At 32.3% G+C, this 17329-nt stretch carries 19 protein-coding genes, 1 pseudogene, 1 CRISPR repeat array and 1 other annotated feature (1 of these 22 cut by a window edge); of the genes and pseudogenes, 4 read left to right on the forward strand and 16 right to left on the reverse strand.

Annotation, left to right across the window (positions count from 1 at the left end):
• Positions 1–516: a CRISPR direct-repeat array (repeat unit 30 nt; unit sequence GTTTCAATTCCACTATGGTTAGATTAAATC); it begins 8716 nt to the left of the window's first position.
• A gap of 238 nt (positions 517–754) precedes the next feature.
• Genes cas6 through cas8a1 form a run of 8 tightly spaced genes read right to left on the reverse strand, consistent with a single transcriptional unit; the run spans position 755 to position 8556 of the window.
• Complete coding sequence (cas6, locus tag THEXY_RS11830) at positions 755–1510, reverse strand: CRISPR-associated endoribonuclease Cas6 (RefSeq protein ID WP_013789070.1); 756 nt, start codon at positions 1508–1510, stop codon at positions 755–757.
• 10 nt (positions 1511–1520) lie between these two features.
• On the reverse strand, positions 1521–1784 hold the full coding sequence (gene cas2, locus THEXY_RS11835) for a CRISPR-associated endonuclease Cas2 (RefSeq protein ID WP_013789071.1): 264 nt from the start codon (positions 1782–1784) through the stop codon (positions 1521–1523).
• Position 1785: 1 nt separating this feature from the next.
• A complete protein-coding gene (gene cas1b, locus THEXY_RS11840) occupies positions 1786–2778 on the reverse strand; it encodes a type I-B CRISPR-associated endonuclease Cas1b (protein WP_013789072.1) in 993 nt (330 codons plus the stop codon).
• 11 nt (positions 2779–2789) lie between these two features.
• Positions 2790–3281, reverse strand: a complete 492-nt coding sequence (gene cas4 / locus THEXY_RS11845; protein WP_013789073.1) for a CRISPR-associated protein Cas4 — start codon at positions 3279–3281, stop codon at positions 2790–2792.
• Positions 3282–3299: 18 nt separating this feature from the next.
• Positions 3300–5516 carry a CRISPR-associated helicase/endonuclease Cas3 gene (locus THEXY_RS11850; RefSeq protein WP_013789074.1) on the reverse strand — a complete coding sequence of 739 codons (2217 nt, stop codon included), beginning with the start codon at positions 5514–5516 and terminating at the stop codon, positions 3300–3302.
• Entirely contained in the window at positions 5488–6135 is a 648-nt protein-coding gene (cas5b, locus tag THEXY_RS11855) for a type I-B CRISPR-associated protein Cas5b (protein ID WP_013789075.1), read from the reverse strand. Before cas5b ends, THEXY_RS11850 begins: the two co-directional genes overlap by 29 nt.
• Before the next feature lie 6 nt (positions 6136–6141).
• Positions 6142–7158 carry a type I-B CRISPR-associated protein Cas7/Cst2/DevR gene (gene cas7i, locus THEXY_RS11860; protein ID WP_013789076.1) on the reverse strand — a complete coding sequence of 339 codons (1017 nt, stop codon included), beginning with the start codon at positions 7156–7158 and terminating at the stop codon, positions 6142–6144.
• Positions 7159–7176: 18 nt separating this feature from the next.
• Positions 7177–8556 carry a type I-B CRISPR-associated protein Cas8b1/Cst1 gene (gene cas8a1, locus THEXY_RS11865; RefSeq protein ID WP_013789077.1) on the reverse strand — a complete coding sequence of 460 codons (1380 nt, stop codon included), beginning with the start codon at positions 8554–8556 and terminating at the stop codon, positions 7177–7179.
• 205 nt (positions 8557–8761) lie between these two features.
• Positions 8762–8814: a sequence feature (sodium ion sensor (DUF1646 type); this cis-regulatory element may regulate processes involved in with the transportation of sodium ions), on the forward strand.
• 69 nt (positions 8815–8883) lie between these two features.
• Between cas8a1 and THEXY_RS11870 the strand changes: the two genes are divergently transcribed.
• A complete protein-coding gene (locus THEXY_RS11870) occupies positions 8884–9936 on the forward strand; it encodes a DUF1646 family protein (protein WP_013789078.1) in 1053 nt (350 codons plus the stop codon).
• A gap of 63 nt (positions 9937–9999) precedes the next feature.
• Here THEXY_RS11870 and THEXY_RS11875 read toward each other — a convergent pair whose 3' ends face one another.
• From THEXY_RS11875 to THEXY_RS11895, 7 genes are all read right to left on the reverse strand, one after another.
• Positions 10000–10671: a hypothetical protein gene (locus tag THEXY_RS11875; protein ID WP_013789079.1), complete on the reverse strand. Its 672-nt coding sequence runs from the start codon at positions 10669–10671 to the stop codon at positions 10000–10002.
• A gap of 74 nt (positions 10672–10745) precedes the next feature.
• Positions 10746–10961, reverse strand: a complete 216-nt coding sequence (locus tag THEXY_RS11880; RefSeq protein ID WP_013789080.1) for a YgaP family membrane protein — start codon at positions 10959–10961, stop codon at positions 10746–10748.
• Positions 10962–11468: 507 nt separating this feature from the next.
• Positions 11469–11750 (reverse strand): integrase core domain-containing protein, encoded by a 282-nt coding sequence (locus THEXY_RS13065; RefSeq protein WP_432416172.1) that lies wholly within the window; start codon positions 11748–11750, stop codon positions 11469–11471.
• Positions 11677–11937, reverse strand: coding sequence for a DDE-type integrase/transposase/recombinase (locus THEXY_RS13070; protein WP_432416179.1), 261 nt, complete (start codon positions 11935–11937; stop codon positions 11677–11679). Before THEXY_RS13070 ends, THEXY_RS13065 begins: the two co-directional genes overlap by 74 nt.
• Positions 11868–12368: an IS3 family transposase gene (locus THEXY_RS13075; RefSeq protein ID WP_230197602.1), complete on the reverse strand. Its 501-nt coding sequence runs from the start codon at positions 12366–12368 to the stop codon at positions 11868–11870. Before THEXY_RS13075 ends, THEXY_RS13070 begins: the two co-directional genes overlap by 70 nt.
• Positions 12365–12652 carry a transposase gene (locus THEXY_RS11890; protein WP_013789081.1) on the reverse strand — a complete coding sequence of 96 codons (288 nt, stop codon included), beginning with the start codon at positions 12650–12652 and terminating at the stop codon, positions 12365–12367. The genes THEXY_RS13075 and THEXY_RS11890 overlap by 4 nt, the downstream gene beginning before the upstream one ends.
• 68 nt (positions 12653–12720) lie before the next feature.
• Complete coding sequence (locus tag THEXY_RS11895) at positions 12721–13059, reverse strand: UPF0236 family transposase-like protein (protein ID WP_013789082.1); 339 nt, start codon at positions 13057–13059, stop codon at positions 12721–12723.
• 143 nt (positions 13060–13202) lie between these two features.
• Here THEXY_RS11895 and THEXY_RS11900 point away from each other — a divergent pair.
• From THEXY_RS11900 to THEXY_RS11910, 3 genes and pseudogenes are all read left to right on the forward strand, one after another.
• Positions 13203–14425: pseudogene (locus THEXY_RS11900) on the forward strand (IS110 family RNA-guided transposase).
• Positions 14426–14953: 528 nt separating this feature from the next.
• Positions 14954–15775 carry a C39 family peptidase gene (locus THEXY_RS11905; RefSeq protein ID WP_013789083.1) on the forward strand — a complete coding sequence of 274 codons (822 nt, stop codon included), beginning with the start codon at positions 14954–14956 and terminating at the stop codon, positions 15773–15775.
• 316 nt (positions 15776–16091) lie between these two features.
• A complete protein-coding gene (locus THEXY_RS11910) occupies positions 16092–16733 on the forward strand; it encodes a PQQ-binding-like beta-propeller repeat protein (protein ID WP_013789084.1) in 642 nt (213 codons plus the stop codon).
• Positions 16734–16832: 99 nt separating this feature from the next.
• Here THEXY_RS11910 and tnpA read toward each other — a convergent pair whose 3' ends face one another.
• Positions 16833–17273: an IS200/IS605 family transposase gene (tnpA, locus tag THEXY_RS11915; RefSeq protein WP_013786953.1), complete on the reverse strand. Its 441-nt coding sequence runs from the start codon at positions 17271–17273 to the stop codon at positions 16833–16835.
• Positions 17274–17329 lie beyond the last annotated feature (56 nt).

Raw genomic sequence — 17329 nt, forward strand, 5'->3', positions numbered from 1 at the left:
GCTCTTATTGTTCCTAATATGTTTCAATTCCACTATGGTTAGATTAAATCCAAAAAGCAGATGTTGTTATTTTTACTGACAAGGACGTTTCAATTCCACTATGGTTAGATTAAATCCTCCTACAAGTATAAAACCTTCTTCTTCGCCTTCTTCGTTTCAATTCCACTATGGTTAGATTAAATCTTTCAGAAAGTCTAAAAGAAATAGTCAAAAAGTACAGTTTCAATTCCACTATGGTTAGATTAAATCTACTGTTATTAATATTCCTAGAGCATATATTTTAAAGTTTCAATTCCACTATGGTTAGATTAAATCTAGGAGAGTGATTTGTTTTGAGTGTTACCTTGTATACGTTTCAATTCCACTATGGTTAGATTAAATCGGATATTACCTTTTACAGTTTTTACTGTCACTGAGTTTGTTTCAATTCCACTATGGTTAGATTAAATCAGTTTATGCATCTGTTATTGATTCTACTTATGCTAAGTTTCAATTCCACTATGGTTAGATTAAATCCCACGAAAATTGCATGAAAATACTTTCCCGCTTAAATTCAATTTAACACAACATGAGTTATTTTTCAATACTTTTTAAAATTCCAGTCCGTTTATTGACATTGTATAAAAATTCAATTTTCATCGTCTCTCCCTTTAGTAACAAAAAACAATAATCTTTTACATTATCAATTTCTTTGTCGACCTCCTATGTTTTTTACATCGAGAAAGGTCGACAAAGATTGCTCTTTTATAATTATTCATTTTATTTTTTGTATCATTCCAAATCCAGCACTGTTCTTTTCCCCTAATCCACATTCGTATGCTACTTTTATTAAATCGGGATTACCTGACATCTTAAAAGGTACCATATATCCTTTAACATAAACATTTTTGAATTTTATTCTCTTCCCATTAGGATTTTTCATATAATAATTTACATCAAAATCTATATTTATATTTAAATTATCTGGAAGCGTGTTATATAAAACATAGTATTTCTCAATCAAATTATTTTTTATATTTTCAATAAATTGAGAATCATGTAAAGGTAGATTTATACTTTTCCTCTTTCCATCAATTTCAATAGCGGTAGACATAACTATTGGAGATAAACATATAAATTTATCTTCTCTATTACTGAATTCCGGTTCTTTTAACATCTCCACACTCTTAATCCTAAATTGGTAATCTTGTAATTTTAAAAACTCATTGTTTAATACTTCTGTCACAAAATTTAACATAAACTCTTTTTTGGGAGAGGTTATGTATAGGTATGTTTCGTCCAAAAACATTATCTCATCATCGATTATTTTGAGCTTTTTACTGCGCAATTGAGAAAAAGTAAATAATTTAAAAACCTTTTTCCCATATTTATATCCTTTTTCGTGAAGGTGTTCCGCAAATTCTCTATTCGCTTTTTTTAAAGTGTTATATACCCATCCAGATAAAAAATAATTATAATTTATATTTAAGCTTTTATCTTCCTCTGGTAATAATGTTATTTTTATCCTCAATCGTACCACCTCACAAAATATTATCAGTAGAATTTTTCTCTATTCCTATGATTCTTTTTGATAGCCACTTTTGAGAACTTGCTGTATATATCAAAACCGAGTCGCTTTCTAAATCCAAATGTCCTTTAAACCATAACATAATTCTATTTAATTGGGCTTCTGTTAATTCACCTTCAAATACTGAATTTTGCACCCAATTTAGATAAGTTTTCAAATATTTATTTACTTTTGCAACCTTTTTTTCATCAACATCATAAACTATAAGTACATACACTTTACCACCACATTTTTAATGATTCATATTTTTCTTCGTCTAATAAATGCTTAATAATTTTATAACATTCAAGTCTTATCAGTCTTCTATAGCTTACGCTTCTATTTAAGCCAGGATGTTTAATAATAGTCCCCAATTTTTCTTCAAACTCTCTTTGAAATATAACTCTACCTTTCTCATTCAAATAACACAGCTCTAGATCCTGATCAAAATGCTCTTCTCTTATCATTTTTTGATTTATCAAGCTAAAAATAATCCTGTCTATAATAATGGGCTTAAATATTTCGCTTATATCAAGACTTAGAGAAAATCTCCTTTCGCCAGGTTCATGTAAATAGCTTATAGTGGGATTTAGCTGTGTATTGTAAATCTCTGTAAGAACAATAGAATACATCATCGAATTTCCAAAGGAAATCAATGCATTTATAGGATTATCCGGAGGATTCATCGTTCTATTCTTAAATACAAATTTTCCATCAATTATTGTTTCAAAAGCAGAATAATATATATTTCTAATCCTGCCTTCCACACCCATTAGCTCATTTATTGTCTTTATATCCTTTAGGTTTTTTCTCTCGTTTTCAATCCTCTCTACAAATTCGTCTAATCCCTCTTTTCTATTGGCGTAATACTTAATGTTTTTTAATATATTATGACTGGCGCCATTTATAATTTCCTTTGCGATATTAAGTCTCTCCACATCATCTTTGTATTTTTCCACTTGCTTAACCAATAAAAAGCCTGAGGGCAAATGTTCTCTTGGATAAAAACTTCCGGAATAATAGCCGTAATAATTAAATACGTGCACTGTTATGTTGTTTTGTGCTAAAAAATTGATTGCTTTTGTATTAAAATCTATTTCTCCAAATAAAAATATTTCTTCTACATTATTTACAGGTATAAACTTTTTCCCAAATGTTTCACTTTCAAAGAAAATGGTATTGTCTTTCCTGCTAAGTCGTCCACTTGTATTTATATATATGCTTTTTTTCATAAAATCACCTTCTAACTAAAACACAATTCATAATAGCTGCACTTTGTGCAAACCCTACTTTTTACTATCGCCGGCGGTTTATCTGCAGATTTTATTTTATTGATTTCTCCAATTATCTTTTTTATTTCATTTTCATCTTCTTCACTAAGATTAATTTCTTCTTTTGAATGGTTATCCATATAATGTATGACACCCTTAACATTTTCCATTCCTTTTGTCTTTAAATAATAAATATAGTATAAAACTTGGTATTTAGTAGCTTCTTCCATAGCCTTACTCTTTTTGGTTTCATGTATTTCCATCTGATTTTTAATAAAATCGATTTTTATCCGTTCATCCAGCAAAATTTCTTTGTCTTCTCTTTGAAAACTTTTCTCGTGAATTGCATTCCCTATGTCAACATAATCTGAATTATGTTCCATGTTTATTCCATGTGTGAAAAGCCATAATTTGTGTTTACAAACAAAATAATAATTTATCTCTGTACCTGTGACTAAATCCATAATATCACCTTATCAATTTCATGGTGTAAATATATTATCATAAGTATTGCCAATGAGAAGCCCTAAATCTTTATCATATTCGCAATATACAAAATCCACATCATAACCATTATTTTCAATAAGGCCCTGTTTTTTTAAAGATATATATCTACGTTGAGAAATTCCAACCATATACCCAGCCGCCTCAAAGTATTCTTTGTTTTTGACTTTATCAATGTATTCTTCTTTAAATATATACGGAACAACCTCTCTATTGTCAAACATCTCATAAAATTCTTCTTTTAAATGTTTATTTTCAATAAAAGGATATAACTGACTTATAACGCTTTTAAAGCTTTCTCTTGCTTTTAAAAATTCTTTATAATCTTTATCATCATAACCATTTTTATAAGTCTCATTAACCAAATTTTGTATTAAATCTTCACTTAGTATATTACAATTACTTAAAAGCTCTAATGTTGTATTTACAACCTTTTGATTTTTGTAAACAAATTTATCTTCTTCAGATCCTTTGGAAAAAATGTAAACTGGCGATGCATTCTTTATCCCTTTTCTGTTTACTCTGCCAAACCTTTGAATTAGTGCATCAATAGGAGCAGGTTCAGTATATAAAATATCAAAATCTATATCAAGAGAAACTTCAATTGCTTGGGTACCCACTAACAATTGAACTTTGTTTAAACTATTTTCTATCCTTTCTCTATCCTTTAAAACAAATCGTGAATGAAGGAGAACACTTTTATTAGTGTATTTCTTTAATTCATTATAAATCTTTTGTGCACGATCAACTGTATTGCAAACAATAAGAACTTTTTTATCTTCTTTTATGTCTTTAATTATTCTGCTTATATTGAAAAAAACATCTCCTCCAATAACAGAAACTTTGTGTCTTGCAATTGCTTTAATTTCTTCTTTATTCGGCTCAATTAGGCTTTCTATATTTAATTCTTTCATGAAAAGTTTCTTCAAAAATTCCGGCAAAGTAGCTGACATAATAAAAATTTCCGCTTTATACTCTTCTTTCAAGTATTTTAAGCTTTCCAGTATTAAAGCGGTCGTATGTGGATCATAACTATGTACTTCATCCACAATAAAAAGTCCGCCAGCCATTTCTCCTATATGCTGTTCAAATCCAGTAACGCTAAAAAAGTATTTTAATATTTGAAATGGAGTCAATACTTTATATGGTTTAAAAATTTTTTTAGATAAATCATATTTTGTTTTAGCCTTATTTACAGCATCAAAATAATCTTCTCCTGATTTCGCAAACTCTTTATATAGAAAATAAAAAGCCTTCCCATGAAGCAAAGCCACACTTTCATCTCCAAAAGAATTTTTTAGCCGATTGTACATAGCATTAATACTTGCAGTATAAGGCAATACATAAAATACCCTTTTCCCCTTTGATTTGTTTTGATTGTAATTGCTCCACAATAGAGAAGCTTCAGTCTTTCCATACCCAGTTGGTGCAATTAAAACAGCAGATCCTTTTGTATTCATAGCTTTTAATTGAGTATCTTTATATTTGTCAAATTTAAACAACACTTCCATATCTGAAATTGCTTTTATTATTTCTTCCTGAGAAGCTGATGATAAATGGTCACAAGCAGTCAAAAATCCTCTTAAAAATAACTTTCTTTTATTTTTCACGACTTTTTTATCTTCATAATCATTTAAGTACTCTCTAACAGCAAAGTAAAAAACATCCTGTATTTCTTCAATAGATTCTACCTGTTTTAATCTAATTTCATATCCCAAATATTCTTTGCTCCACTCTGGCACCTCGCCTATCATATATTGCAAATACTTTATGTTACCATCTAATTCTTTCAACCTTTTTACATAATTATCCTTTCCTGATATCGTCAGAGTAGAATAGCTTTCCTGCAGTTCGTATAAATCTCTATGATGTGTGATAATCGCAAGAGCTATATCTTTTCGCACATCATCAGGATAAGAAAGGCATGAGATAAAGCCTGCTGATATTATCTCATGCCTGTAACCCCATGGCTTTCCTTCTTTTAGCATCCTTTGAAATCCTTCTGCCGCCTTCCCAAAATCGTGTAAAAATATTGCTGTAAATAAGTACTCGTAAAATTTTTCTTCATTGCAAATCTCAACAACTTCTGGGTAGGCATTTTTTAGACTTTCGAAAACTTGAAGTGCATTTTGTGTATGTTGAATAAGTGTTTCTTCTCCATATTTGCTACTTTTGGCTAATATTTTCTTGCCCATGTAAATATACTCCCCAATCTAATTCATCATCGTACCAAAAATTATCTCCATTATATTCGATGAAATCTTTTAAAATATAATACGGTTTAATGCCAATCGCTTCCCTTGGAATAGTATTTGAAAAATACATAGGCAATGCTTGAAGAGGACCCCAGATGCCTTCCTCTTCAAAAGGTACCACTGTACCTCCAACCTTTTTATTACCATGTTTTTGCATTAAATCTACTTCTTTAACTTCCTCCACCATCATCAAATCAGAACTTCTCCCCAAAAGAAGTGGATACTCGGGCTTTTTAAAAATTTCTTTAAAGCTTAAATCGGTCAGATACACATACAAATCTGGATTCAACAAAAATTCTCTTTTATAAACATTAGATTTTGCACTATTGTCGCTTGAAAGCATGTATATGGTTTCTAAATCAACTCCTTTTGCTTCGCTTCTCATCACATAACCTACTTTTGTATTTAAAGGTGTTACGTATTCTCCTTTTGCTGCAGAAATAAGTCCATATATAGTAGATACAGGAGGTACTGGCAAAGTAGGCTGATACCCTGTTATAAAAATTGGATATCTAAATGACGCAGTCCAACCTACAAGATGCACTCTCAAAACTTTCATGTTGCATCACCTCTTATAAAAACCACTAACCACTTGCTGAAATTTTGACACCGCCTCATTTACTGTTAAAAGATGTACTTTAATATTTTTTAATAACGTATCATTCAGTTCATTAACCATTCGTTTCAAATCTTCATTGTACTCATCCATAAATCCTTCTCTTTTCCCAATATAAACATCAGAAATAATATTTTCCCTATAATCCACGATAACCTCTTTTAAAGCTTTTACATTTATGGCAGCTTCTCCTTTGTCATCAACGGCAATATTCATGAATATGTTATTTCCGCAATTTAGGATAGCCAAAACTAAAAATTTTGGAGAAACATCTGTCAGATGTGAAGTTTGCTTAGCTCCACCAAATATATAAGGCAGCACTCCTATTAAATCGCTTGCTCTTTTAGCCCTTACTTCCAGTGGTAACGTCACAATCTTTCCATGCTCTTCAACAAAACAATTATATTCTTCCCACTCTTTTTTATAAGCCTCTGTTATATTCATATAACCAGTTTTATTTTCACTGCTAAATCTGCCTACAGAGTCTAAATCAAGAGAAAAAATTCCTTTTAATACAGTTGAATAAAACTCATGTTCATACGGAACAGGATCGCCCTCATGTCTAGCCATGACGCCAAAATCATTCACAATATTAACAGGTGTAACAGAAATCAATGGCGAACACTTAAAAGGTGATATTCTTGTCAAAGTTATACCTGATTTTTTCCCTATTGCCCGCATATATCCAAACACATCATCATCCGGGTATTTGAAAGGATCGGCTGCTGTAAAGGCTATTTTTGCTTCCCTTTCAATAGGCGATAATTCCCAACCAAAAACATTTTCTAATGAACTTCTCATCCAAAATCTAAAAGCTTGTCCCGAAACGTATACATATTCACCTTTACCTCTTCTTATTTTCTTTACAGCGATTGTATTTTCTGTCTTGGCTCCAATATCTGGTCCCGCATTATTCAATGCTGAAGCCGGAGCATCTATTAGCATAAAGCCATTTACATTATTCATAAACCAATTCCTCCTCATTTAAATCATTTCAATATCTTCATCTTTGCTTATAGTCTCATCTTCTTCAACTAAATCCTCTTTTATTTCCTTATCATTATTAATTAACCAATCATGTAGTTGTTCATAAAGCCTAAAAATTATGAGATCTTGCGTTTCTCTCCAAGATAAATTTCCCTCAGGGAAAAGATACTTTTCGTATTCATCAATGGAAAATAAAGGCTTCTCAAATCCAGCACTTATACGTTCTTTAATTATTAACCGCAAAACATTTCTGAATTCACCATAATTCTTTGCATTCTCAAGTTGGATAAGTCTTTTAATATTCCCTCTAATTTTTATGACATTAGCAATATCATCAGCAACTTTTTTTATTGTGTCTAATCTTTTAGCTTCCATTTTTCTCACTTCCTTCATGTAATATTCAAGAAAGCCCCACTTTATTAAAGTTTTCCTCTCATTAACATCCACAAAATACCTTAAAATTGACTGTCCTCTTAAAAGCCTTTCATAAACATCATTGTGTAAATTTTTATACTCATCTTCCTCATCTAAATTAACCTTTTTTGTTGTAAAGTATCCTCTCTTTATGACTTTCTTCCAATTATCTTTCTCTTCATGCTGAAGAGCATAAGCCAAAAATTTAAATATCTCATCCGGCATATCATATATTGATAAGTTATCAAGTGGTGGTTGATTAAAATTAGTAAAATAATATAGTCTTATATTGGTATTTTCCTTATACCACTCTCTTCTATCATAGGTTAGTATAATGTCTGTAACCAAATGAAATAAAGCATTTACAGGATTTGTGTATCCTTCGTCATTACATCCAGTGTAATTCTTTGTAGCTTTTTGAATATCAATAAATGATTTGCATTTCTTAGCATAAATTCTCTCTGCTTCTTTATTATTCGATTGAACACATACTAAATTGCCACATTTATAAAAGATAAGCGGAGAAAATTGAATAGCTAAAGCACAAGCAGAACAATAATCAGCTCCACCCTTACCGTAAGAAAAGAAATTCATAAAATCGCTCGTCCCTGTTAAAGGCACTTGAGTTTTTGTAAAATGCCTCTTTGAATCTCTTTTTCCACAAGCAATACAATTTCCACTATTCCCTAAGACCAAAACTTCAGATAATAACTCATTAAGAAGCTTATCATATTCGCCTTTTTTGTCTTTAACACTTGGATTTGTCAATTTACTATTTGGGAAAATAGAATACATTATCTTGTTCCAACTTTTTTGAACATATAAATCTGTTAACTCTGCAAATAAACTTCTTACCTCATAATCCTCTATCTCTTCCGGTTTTCCCTTGTCAAGCCATACCAACATGGCGGTTATACCAGCATCCACAAAAGGATTCCCCGTATATGTAAATATATTGTTCATCAATCCACCCCCTTCTAATACATACTCTTACACTTTTACCTTATATATTCTACAAAACCATCAAAAATCCTCCAAAATTTCCAAGTAAAATTTATAATTTTGATATAAAAAGTCGAAAGTATAAAACTAAAAGGAACATCGCTTAGTATTGATTTAAAACAATTTTTGTGATACAATTCAGTTTAGTTTAATAATTGTTTTTTTCGGTTGAGCAAGATTTTCTTGCTTCAAGATTTTTGGCTTCTAGGGTGGGAAGCTCATCGTCATGATGAGTTTTCTGCCTTTTTATTTTTGTTACATGTATAAAAATAAAGAAAGGTGATTTACATGATTAACGCTATTTTGTTTGCAATACTATTAATAATACTAACAGTGCCTTTTTTTGTAAAGGCAATAGAAGATAATATTGAATATTTTCTATTTGTCATGGGCATCATCGCAGTTACCGTATCAGGTGCAATGTCACTTGATCTTTTATCACATATATTAAAAAACCATCTTTTGTACATTATAACGGCTGCCGTTTTTATCAGCGGACTTTTATTTGAAATTTTTAAAATCAAAATCAAAGAATTTGTAAAATCAATTTTAAATCACATATCGCTTAAAATTTTTGTTTTTATGTTAATAGTCGTATTAGGACTTACATCAAGTATTATAACTGCGATTGTTGCTTCATTAGTTTTAGTTGAAATAGTTCACATCTTGCCAATACATCACAAAGACAAAGTCGTCATCACTGTAATCGCATGCCTTTCGATTGGCTTAGGGGCAGCATTGACACCTGTAGGAGAGCCTTTATCCACATTGGTAATCTCTGCTTTAAAAAAAGACTTCTTCTACCTTCTAAGAACGATTGGCATTTACATCGTACCTGCAATTTTTGTAATGGGTATTTTAGGCGCCTTTTACGTAAATAGATTTGCAGATAATGCGAAACCAAAGCAAGAGGAAGAATATTTTAAAGAAGAAGAAATGGAAATTAGACAAATAGAAAATATTAAGTTTATCGTCATCCGCTCAATAAAAATCTTCATATTTTTATTAGCTTTAGAACTTTTAAGTGCCGGATTTAAGCCGTTGGTTGACAACTATGTAATGCACATGAACGTTCGACTTTTATACTGGGTAAATATGATTTCAGCAGTATTAGACAATGCCACATTAGCAGCAGCGGAAATAAGCCCTGCAATGGATCCCGAGCACATCCGCGCTATTCTGATGGGACTTTTAATAAGCGGGGGCATGTTGATACCCGGAAATATACCAAATATTATATCTGCAGGAAAGCTGGAAATAAAAAGCAAAGAGTGGGCCAAAATAGGGATTCCCATATCTATGGCAGTTTTAGTTGTTTGCTATATATTTGTTTTCATTTAGCTGCTTCTAATATTCACCAAAAAAGGTATGCTAAAGTCAAGCATACCTTTTTCTTATCGTTTATCACGCTTCTTTTTCGTCTGTGTCAAATACACTAAGCTCTTTTAATTGTGCAAATTCGAAAATTGTAAGAGGCACATCTTGCAAAACCTTTATACATTCCTCAAAGTTGTTTCTCAAATTTATATGGCGCTCAGATAAAATTGCTTCAAGTGATCTATTCTCCCATTCAGCCCATTTTACAAATCTTTCCCTTTCTCTTATATATTGTCCTTTAACTATATCATCGGTCACCTTGCTCATAACTTCGTCACAGATGAAAAAATTACAAACATAATTGCGGTAAACTGGTGGAAGTGTGCAGCCAAAACCGCTTTTCACAAAAGGACAAGCTCTAAAAAATATCGTCTTGTCTTTTATTCCAATATCATCATCGTTTGTCTTTATATACTTTTCATATCCTTCCTTGTCAAAATACCCTTTTGCGTGAATGTAATAACTATACACTACTGTTCCTGGATTATCAATTATCCTGTTTAGCACATTAAGGCCTTCAGTTGATTTTACCATTCTATGAATATCAACAAGCTCAAACTTCGGAAAATACGAACAGCATCCTCTCATCTTAATGCTGCAATAACTTATACCCATTTTGCTTTCGCAGTGATAACATGATGTGCATATATAGCGAGCATATCCATAAGAATCAAATCGTTCTAAACGGATTTTATCCATTGTATCACCTTTTTGGTAAATTTATAAAAAATTGAGGGTGAGTATTGCGCTCACTCTCAATTCTATACAGCATATTAGTTTTTCTTCTCTGACTTGTCTTCTTTCTTTGCTGTGCTTATGCCAAAAATTCTGTACAGCGGGCAAAAACCAAACGCAGCCGTAAGTATAGGTATTAGTCCAAGGAGTCCCCAGTATCTGGCATTGCCTTTTAAGATAAATAACAAGAGTAAAAGAATTATTCCGATTACATATCTGACTATTTTGTCAACACTGCCTACATTGGATTTCATGCTAACACCTCCTTTTTCCCTTATCTAATTATAATTATAATCCAAATATTAGAAAAAAACAAATAAATTGCTTGCACTTGTTTGTGTCAAGTAGTTGTTGGCAAATTTTTTTCTTTAAATTTTATCCGCATAATGTTTAATATGTTGTGAATTTTCATGCAACTATTTTTACTCCATTTTTATCTTCATATTACACCTTTTATATGACTTTTAATTCACTTAAACATTTGTATCTGAGTATTTCTCTTATTGCTTTTCGACTATTTGTCATTGCACAACCTTCAAACGGCATACCGCCTCTTTGCATGTGATATGTCTTTGCTTTTTTCTGCTTTTTGTTTACATCCGCTGCTGATAATTTTATTTCTTCTTTTATCTCTGCTAATTTTTCTCTGGTACTATGTCAAGAAAAAGTACAAATTAAAATGAGCAAGTTATTCCTTAGTATTTTCGTACGTATTAAATTATGAATTTCAAGCAGAGAATATCTTTATGCATATTTATTACTTACCCAATTAGTTTTATTGCCTTCTTCAAGTATTGTGCTTCATACTGATCTGGCGATTTATAGTCGCAGTGGCTATGAGTTCGCACAGTGTTATAAAAGGTCTCAATATATTCAAACACTAGCTTTCTAGCATGATCATAATCTCTGATTTTATATAGATTTAGCCATTCACGTTTAATTAGTGAATGAAAGGACTCTATGCAGGCGTTATCCCAAGGACACCCCTTCTTCGAGTAACTGAGTGTTTTTTGATGCAGCTTTCTGGTATTCCTTCGATACATACTGACTTCCACGATCACTGTGGATAACTAGTGGGTTAGTTAACTTTCTAGTTGCCTTTGCTTTATTTATGGTATCTAAAACACATGATACCTCTAGTGTTTTGGAAAGTGTCCACGCTATAATTTTCCGTGAATATAATCCATGATACTGGTCAGGTATACAAATCCATCTACAGTCCAGATATATGTTATATCAGTACACCAGACTGCATTGGGAGAGTCCGGATTGAACTGTTGCTGTAAAATGTTCTCAAGAGAACTACTGAAGTTTGAGTTACGTGTTGTAACTGTATAAGGCTTGATATACCTTGCTTTTAAGCCTATTTCCTTCATATATTTACCTACAGTTCTTTCTGAGATGACCTCCCCAGCTTTATGTAGTTCCTTTGTAATTTTTGGAGCTCCGTAAATATCATGAGACTTTGCATGGATTTCACGAATTTTGTCCTGGACAGATTCTTTCCTTAGCTGCTGTTTTGATGGTTTGCGCTTTAACCAAGAGTTATAACCGGACCTGGAAACGCCTAAATAGCGCAGCATTCCGCTGACAGAAACGCGGCGTTTCCCTTTGGAAGCTTCACACTTGCGATAGACTTCAAGATAAATCGCCTCTGTCATTTTCCCAGAATGCTGATGGCTTTTTTTAGTACATCAAGTGCATCCTTTGCATCGCGTAATTCTCTCTGTAGCCTAGCATTTTCTTTTTCTACGTCAGAAGCATAGTTGCCAGAACCACGAGTTGGGATTGTTCCGTTATTGGTGCTATAAATCCTAACCCACTTGCTAAGAGTGCTATAACCTACGCCAAGGTTTTCTGCACACCCTCGAAGTCCTAAATCCTTATGGTCAAAGTAATACTCGACAGCTTCCTCCTTAAATTGTTGATCATGTTGTTTTGCCATGAGAAGTTCCCCCATTCTTTCTATATTTATTGTAATACTTGTGCGGAACTTTCTCAATTCAACTTGTACTATTTATATTCTACCATCAATTTTTTTGATATATGCCCTATTGTATCCATTTTTAAATACTCATCTAAAAGATAAACATATTCTTTTTTTCCTTCACTATTTATATGTTCATAAATTCTTTTATCAAATTCAACAGTGCCCATAATTGTCTTTATGTTTGTATGCTTTTTACCTTTACACCTATATTCTTTTTTGTCCCTTTTTTCTAGTAACATATCATCTATTTCCATAAGGATTTGAGCTATTATTTTGCAAGCTTCTTCGCAGACTAATTTGTAAATTTTTACTTCTAAATCCTTGAAATTTATTTCATTTTCGTTTAAACTTAATTTGAACATGTAATCACCTCTATAACGCTTTTTTGTTTTTTCTATTTAAACATTATAGCGGATGATTCATGTAAGTGGAAGGTATCTTTTGGATGCCTTCCTTTTTCTATTTTTTACCGCCTACTAAAATTATACACTAAGAAAAGACATTAATTGTAGGTGTAGACATTGCTAAAGAGACACATCACGCTAGAGCTTTTGATTTTAGAGGAATAGAATACGGTAAGCGTATTGAATTTAGCAATGACATTGATGGAATGGAAAAATTCTTTAAATGGGCTGTAGAAATTATGAATAAAAGCAACAAAGAGCATTTGATGGTTGGTATGGAACCAACGGGACATTATTGGCTTTGCTTTGCACAGTTTCTTAGAGATAAGAACCATAAGGTGGTATTGGTAAATCCATTCCACGTAAAAAGAAGTAAAGAATTTGATGACAACTCGCCAACTAAAAATGACAGGAAAGACCCTAAGACAATTGCAATGCTAGTTAAAGATGGAAGATATGTTGAACCTAATATACCTGATGGTATATACAGCGAGCTTAGAATTGCAGTAGACATAAGGGAAATGCTTACAAAGGACTTAAACAAGATAAAAAACCGGGTTGCAAGATGGCTTGATATATATTTCCCTGAGTTTAATAAAGTTTTTGCAGATTGGGAAGGGAAATAACATTAAAGGAATTTCCAACGCCTGTAAAGATAATAGGTATTAGAGCTGAGGAAATACTTGCAGCTTGGAAGAAAGAAGTTAATCGTGCTGTAGGTATAAAGAGGGCTTTAAAGCTTATAGAAGCTGCGAGTCAAAGTGTTGGTAAAAGAGATGGCATTGAAATGGCAGAGATAGAGATAAAAATTATACTTGAACAGTACGAAATGATAGTAAAGCAGATTAAAGAAATAGAAAGCAAAATAGAAGAGCTTTTTATGCAAGTACCTGATGCTAGTGAAATGCTAGGTATAAGAGGTGTAGGAGTAATAACAGCAGCAACATTTATTGCTGAAGTTGGCGATATAACAAGATATGAGCATCCAAAGCAAATCCAGAAGTTTGCTGGTTACAATCTGGTTGAGAATAGTTCAGGGCAGCATAAAGGGCAAACCACCATAAGCAAAAGAGGAAGAAGGAGACTAAGAAGTGCTTTATACAAAATGATGATGCCCATACTTGCAAACAACAAAGAATTTCAGGAATTACACAAATACTACACCACAAGAAAAGAAAACCCGCTAAAAAAGAAACAGTCCATAATAGTTTTATGCTGCAAGTTGATCAGAGTATTTTTTGCCATACTGAAAAAAGGAGTAAAATACGACGGAAATAAGATGTTAAGAGACATAAAAAGACCAGAGATTAGGAATGCTGCATAAATTGCACCGCCGTGGTGATGATACACCGCAGTCACTCGTCAGTCAAGGGCAAGGACCACGTCTCAGCTTTGCTGCGTTTCACTTCACAAAGCTAACCCTTGACAGCCTCGCTCCTGCGATGGTTTGAATAATTAAGCGGTGCCAAAAATAAGACAAATAAAGTTAAAAACTCAATTTAAAAATTCGAAGATTGACAAAGAGAGCCGGAATTGTCAGGTTGGTAATTTCACCATAAGGGCATAAGACCCAGCAATGGAGCATAACTGACATCCACCTCATGTAAGGCAGAACGAAGGAATTAAGGACAAAGATCCTGTGAGACATGGGAGGGTATGCCACATGAGCTTAAGTGGAAACCATAGGCCAAAATATGGAAAAACAATAGAAGCTTATTTAGGTTACCTACCACATGTAAAATTCATGAATAAATAGCATTGATATACATGAGGGCTTCTTTGAAGATTGTGAGAATCTGAGAATGAGTGAGATATTAAAAGAAAATCAAAGATTATAGAGGGAGGGATTTAGATGAATAATATTAATGTGTTGAATTTTTCTACTAGCGATGAAAAATTTAAAGCCAGTGGATTGGCACCGGTCATCGGATACGAACCGTGGTCACTTAGAACAATTGAAAGTGTAAAGCAATCAATAGCTGAAGGAATTCCGGTATTGATCAGGTTGCATTCTGCTGCTGATTATCCTTGCGTAAACTATGAGCAGGGTTATAAACTAGATAGAGAATCACATGCAGTCATGATTGTTGGTTATGATGATGAAGAAGAAATGTTTGATATTGTAGATCCTTGGCAGAAGGCATGGGGAGGTGAATATGGCGGACTTGAAAGACTCCCTTATGATGAAATATTTAATGTATGGACCGTTAACTGTTCATTGGATAAGGCAACCAGATTGTCACCACCGACAAAAGAAGTCGAAAAAATTGTTGATGAAAATGGCAATACAAGTGTAAAGTTGATGATTGGATATTACATTCCCAAAGGTTACATTATTGACGAGAAACAGAATGCGTTTACTTCTTTCGATATTATCGTCAAGTATGAATATGAGGGATTGGAAAAAAAGTATGAGCATCATTTAAAGGGCAGGTGGAATGTTGGCGAATTGGCAGAAATAATTACACCGATTGGGAAAAATATATCCGGGAATGTTAATATTGATTTTCATATTACAGCTACAATTGAAGGCGAACGTCCTTATCATTATAAGGATAAGATAGAGTTTTCTTTCACTGAGAATATGTATTTTGAAGAAATAATGTTCAATAAGCAAGGTATCCAGAAGAATTTGCATGTAAACAAAAAAAGTTTTGCATTTACATTTAATTAATTCATATAAGAATATAAAGCAAATATATGTTAGTTTTGACGCATTTTAGACCGGCAAGTCTTATGACGCATTTTATTTGATATTGTAAAAAATTACTGATATTTCACGTATTTTTGTATACCCTTATATATAAGGAATGGATTTTTTTTCGGTCAGTTGGAGCTCTGTATCCAACTATTGCCGATATAATTCCATCCTTTTTTATTAATATCTAATATGTATTGGTGCCTATAATGAAAACATGACTCTAAATTAATTCGTGTTTTGTCCATATTTAAGTACAATATAATATTAAATTGAAAGGAAGTATATTAGAATGTTTCGCTCTTATTTAGTTTGCAATAAAAATACAAATATTAATATAGATGTTGAAAATGACTGGAATATGAAGATTCCCGGATTAGTAAAAGTTCCATTTTTTGATTCTGATGAACCTAATGTTGGCTATGTTGTATACTATTCAGAAGTTAAGAGAGTATACGGGATAATTAAATACAACGTTTTTACTGGAGAGAAGATTTGGGAAAATAGCGTAATTAATGGTGGGTATGGAACATCATTGGTTTGGAGAAACCTTGTAATTATACTAAAAGGTTTTTGCGGAATTGCGGCATTTGATAAGTTTACAGGTGAGTTTGTTTGGGAAGTCAAATGTAATGCTAGAGTTAGGACATCCCTAAATATTTCAAATGATTCATTATGGTTTGCTTCGGGTGGAGTTATTAACCAAGTTAATTATAATGGGAAAATATTGAATACCATTAAGCTTGACGGAGCATTTTTCTTTGGCACTATTTCTTTAAAGAATGACCATATTATTAGCATCGGAACTAAATTTGATGAGAATTCGCAATCATCAAGGTTATATATATGGGGTATAAATATAAATGGTGACATTTTATTTGAAACTGATCTGGGAACAAGTCATGTCATAAGCTCAGATACTTCGGGGTTTTGACTGGTAGATGATGATATATTCGCAACTTGTGGAGAATATATATTTAAACTCAACCACCACCTGCTAAAGCAGGTGGGTTGGATATGCCGCTTAAGCAGCTTAAAACTCGCCTAAAGTAAAATTATCATTCTTTTGATTTTCTTCTATGTCTTGATTTTGTATATACTCTATTATCACTTCATCTGTTACATTGCCACTACTTGCTGCAAAATATCCTCGTGCCCATAAATGTTGTCCCCAAAATTGTTTGTTAAGCTCCTTATTCTCCATTAGCAGCTTTCTCGAACTATATCCTTTTATATATTGCACTAGCTTACTTACTGACAAATGTGGTGGTGCCGACACTAGTATATGTATATGATCTTTTGATACATGTCCTGATAATATTTCTACTTCATTATTTTTGCATACCATTCTTATTAGTTCTCTTGTCCTTTCAGCTATTTTCCCAACCAATACCGGTTTTCTATATTTTGTTATCCATACTATATGATATTTTAGATCATATGTAGCATGTGACGACTTTCTATAATTTTGCATATTTATCACCTCTAGTTTATTTTTTACTAGAAGTGATTATTTATTTTTATTCGTTG

It is taken from the genome of Thermoanaerobacterium xylanolyticum LX-11 (assembly GCF_000189775.2).
Lineage (GTDB): Bacteria > Bacillota > Thermoanaerobacteria > Thermoanaerobacterales > Thermoanaerobacteraceae > Thermoanaerobacterium > Thermoanaerobacterium thermosulfurigenes.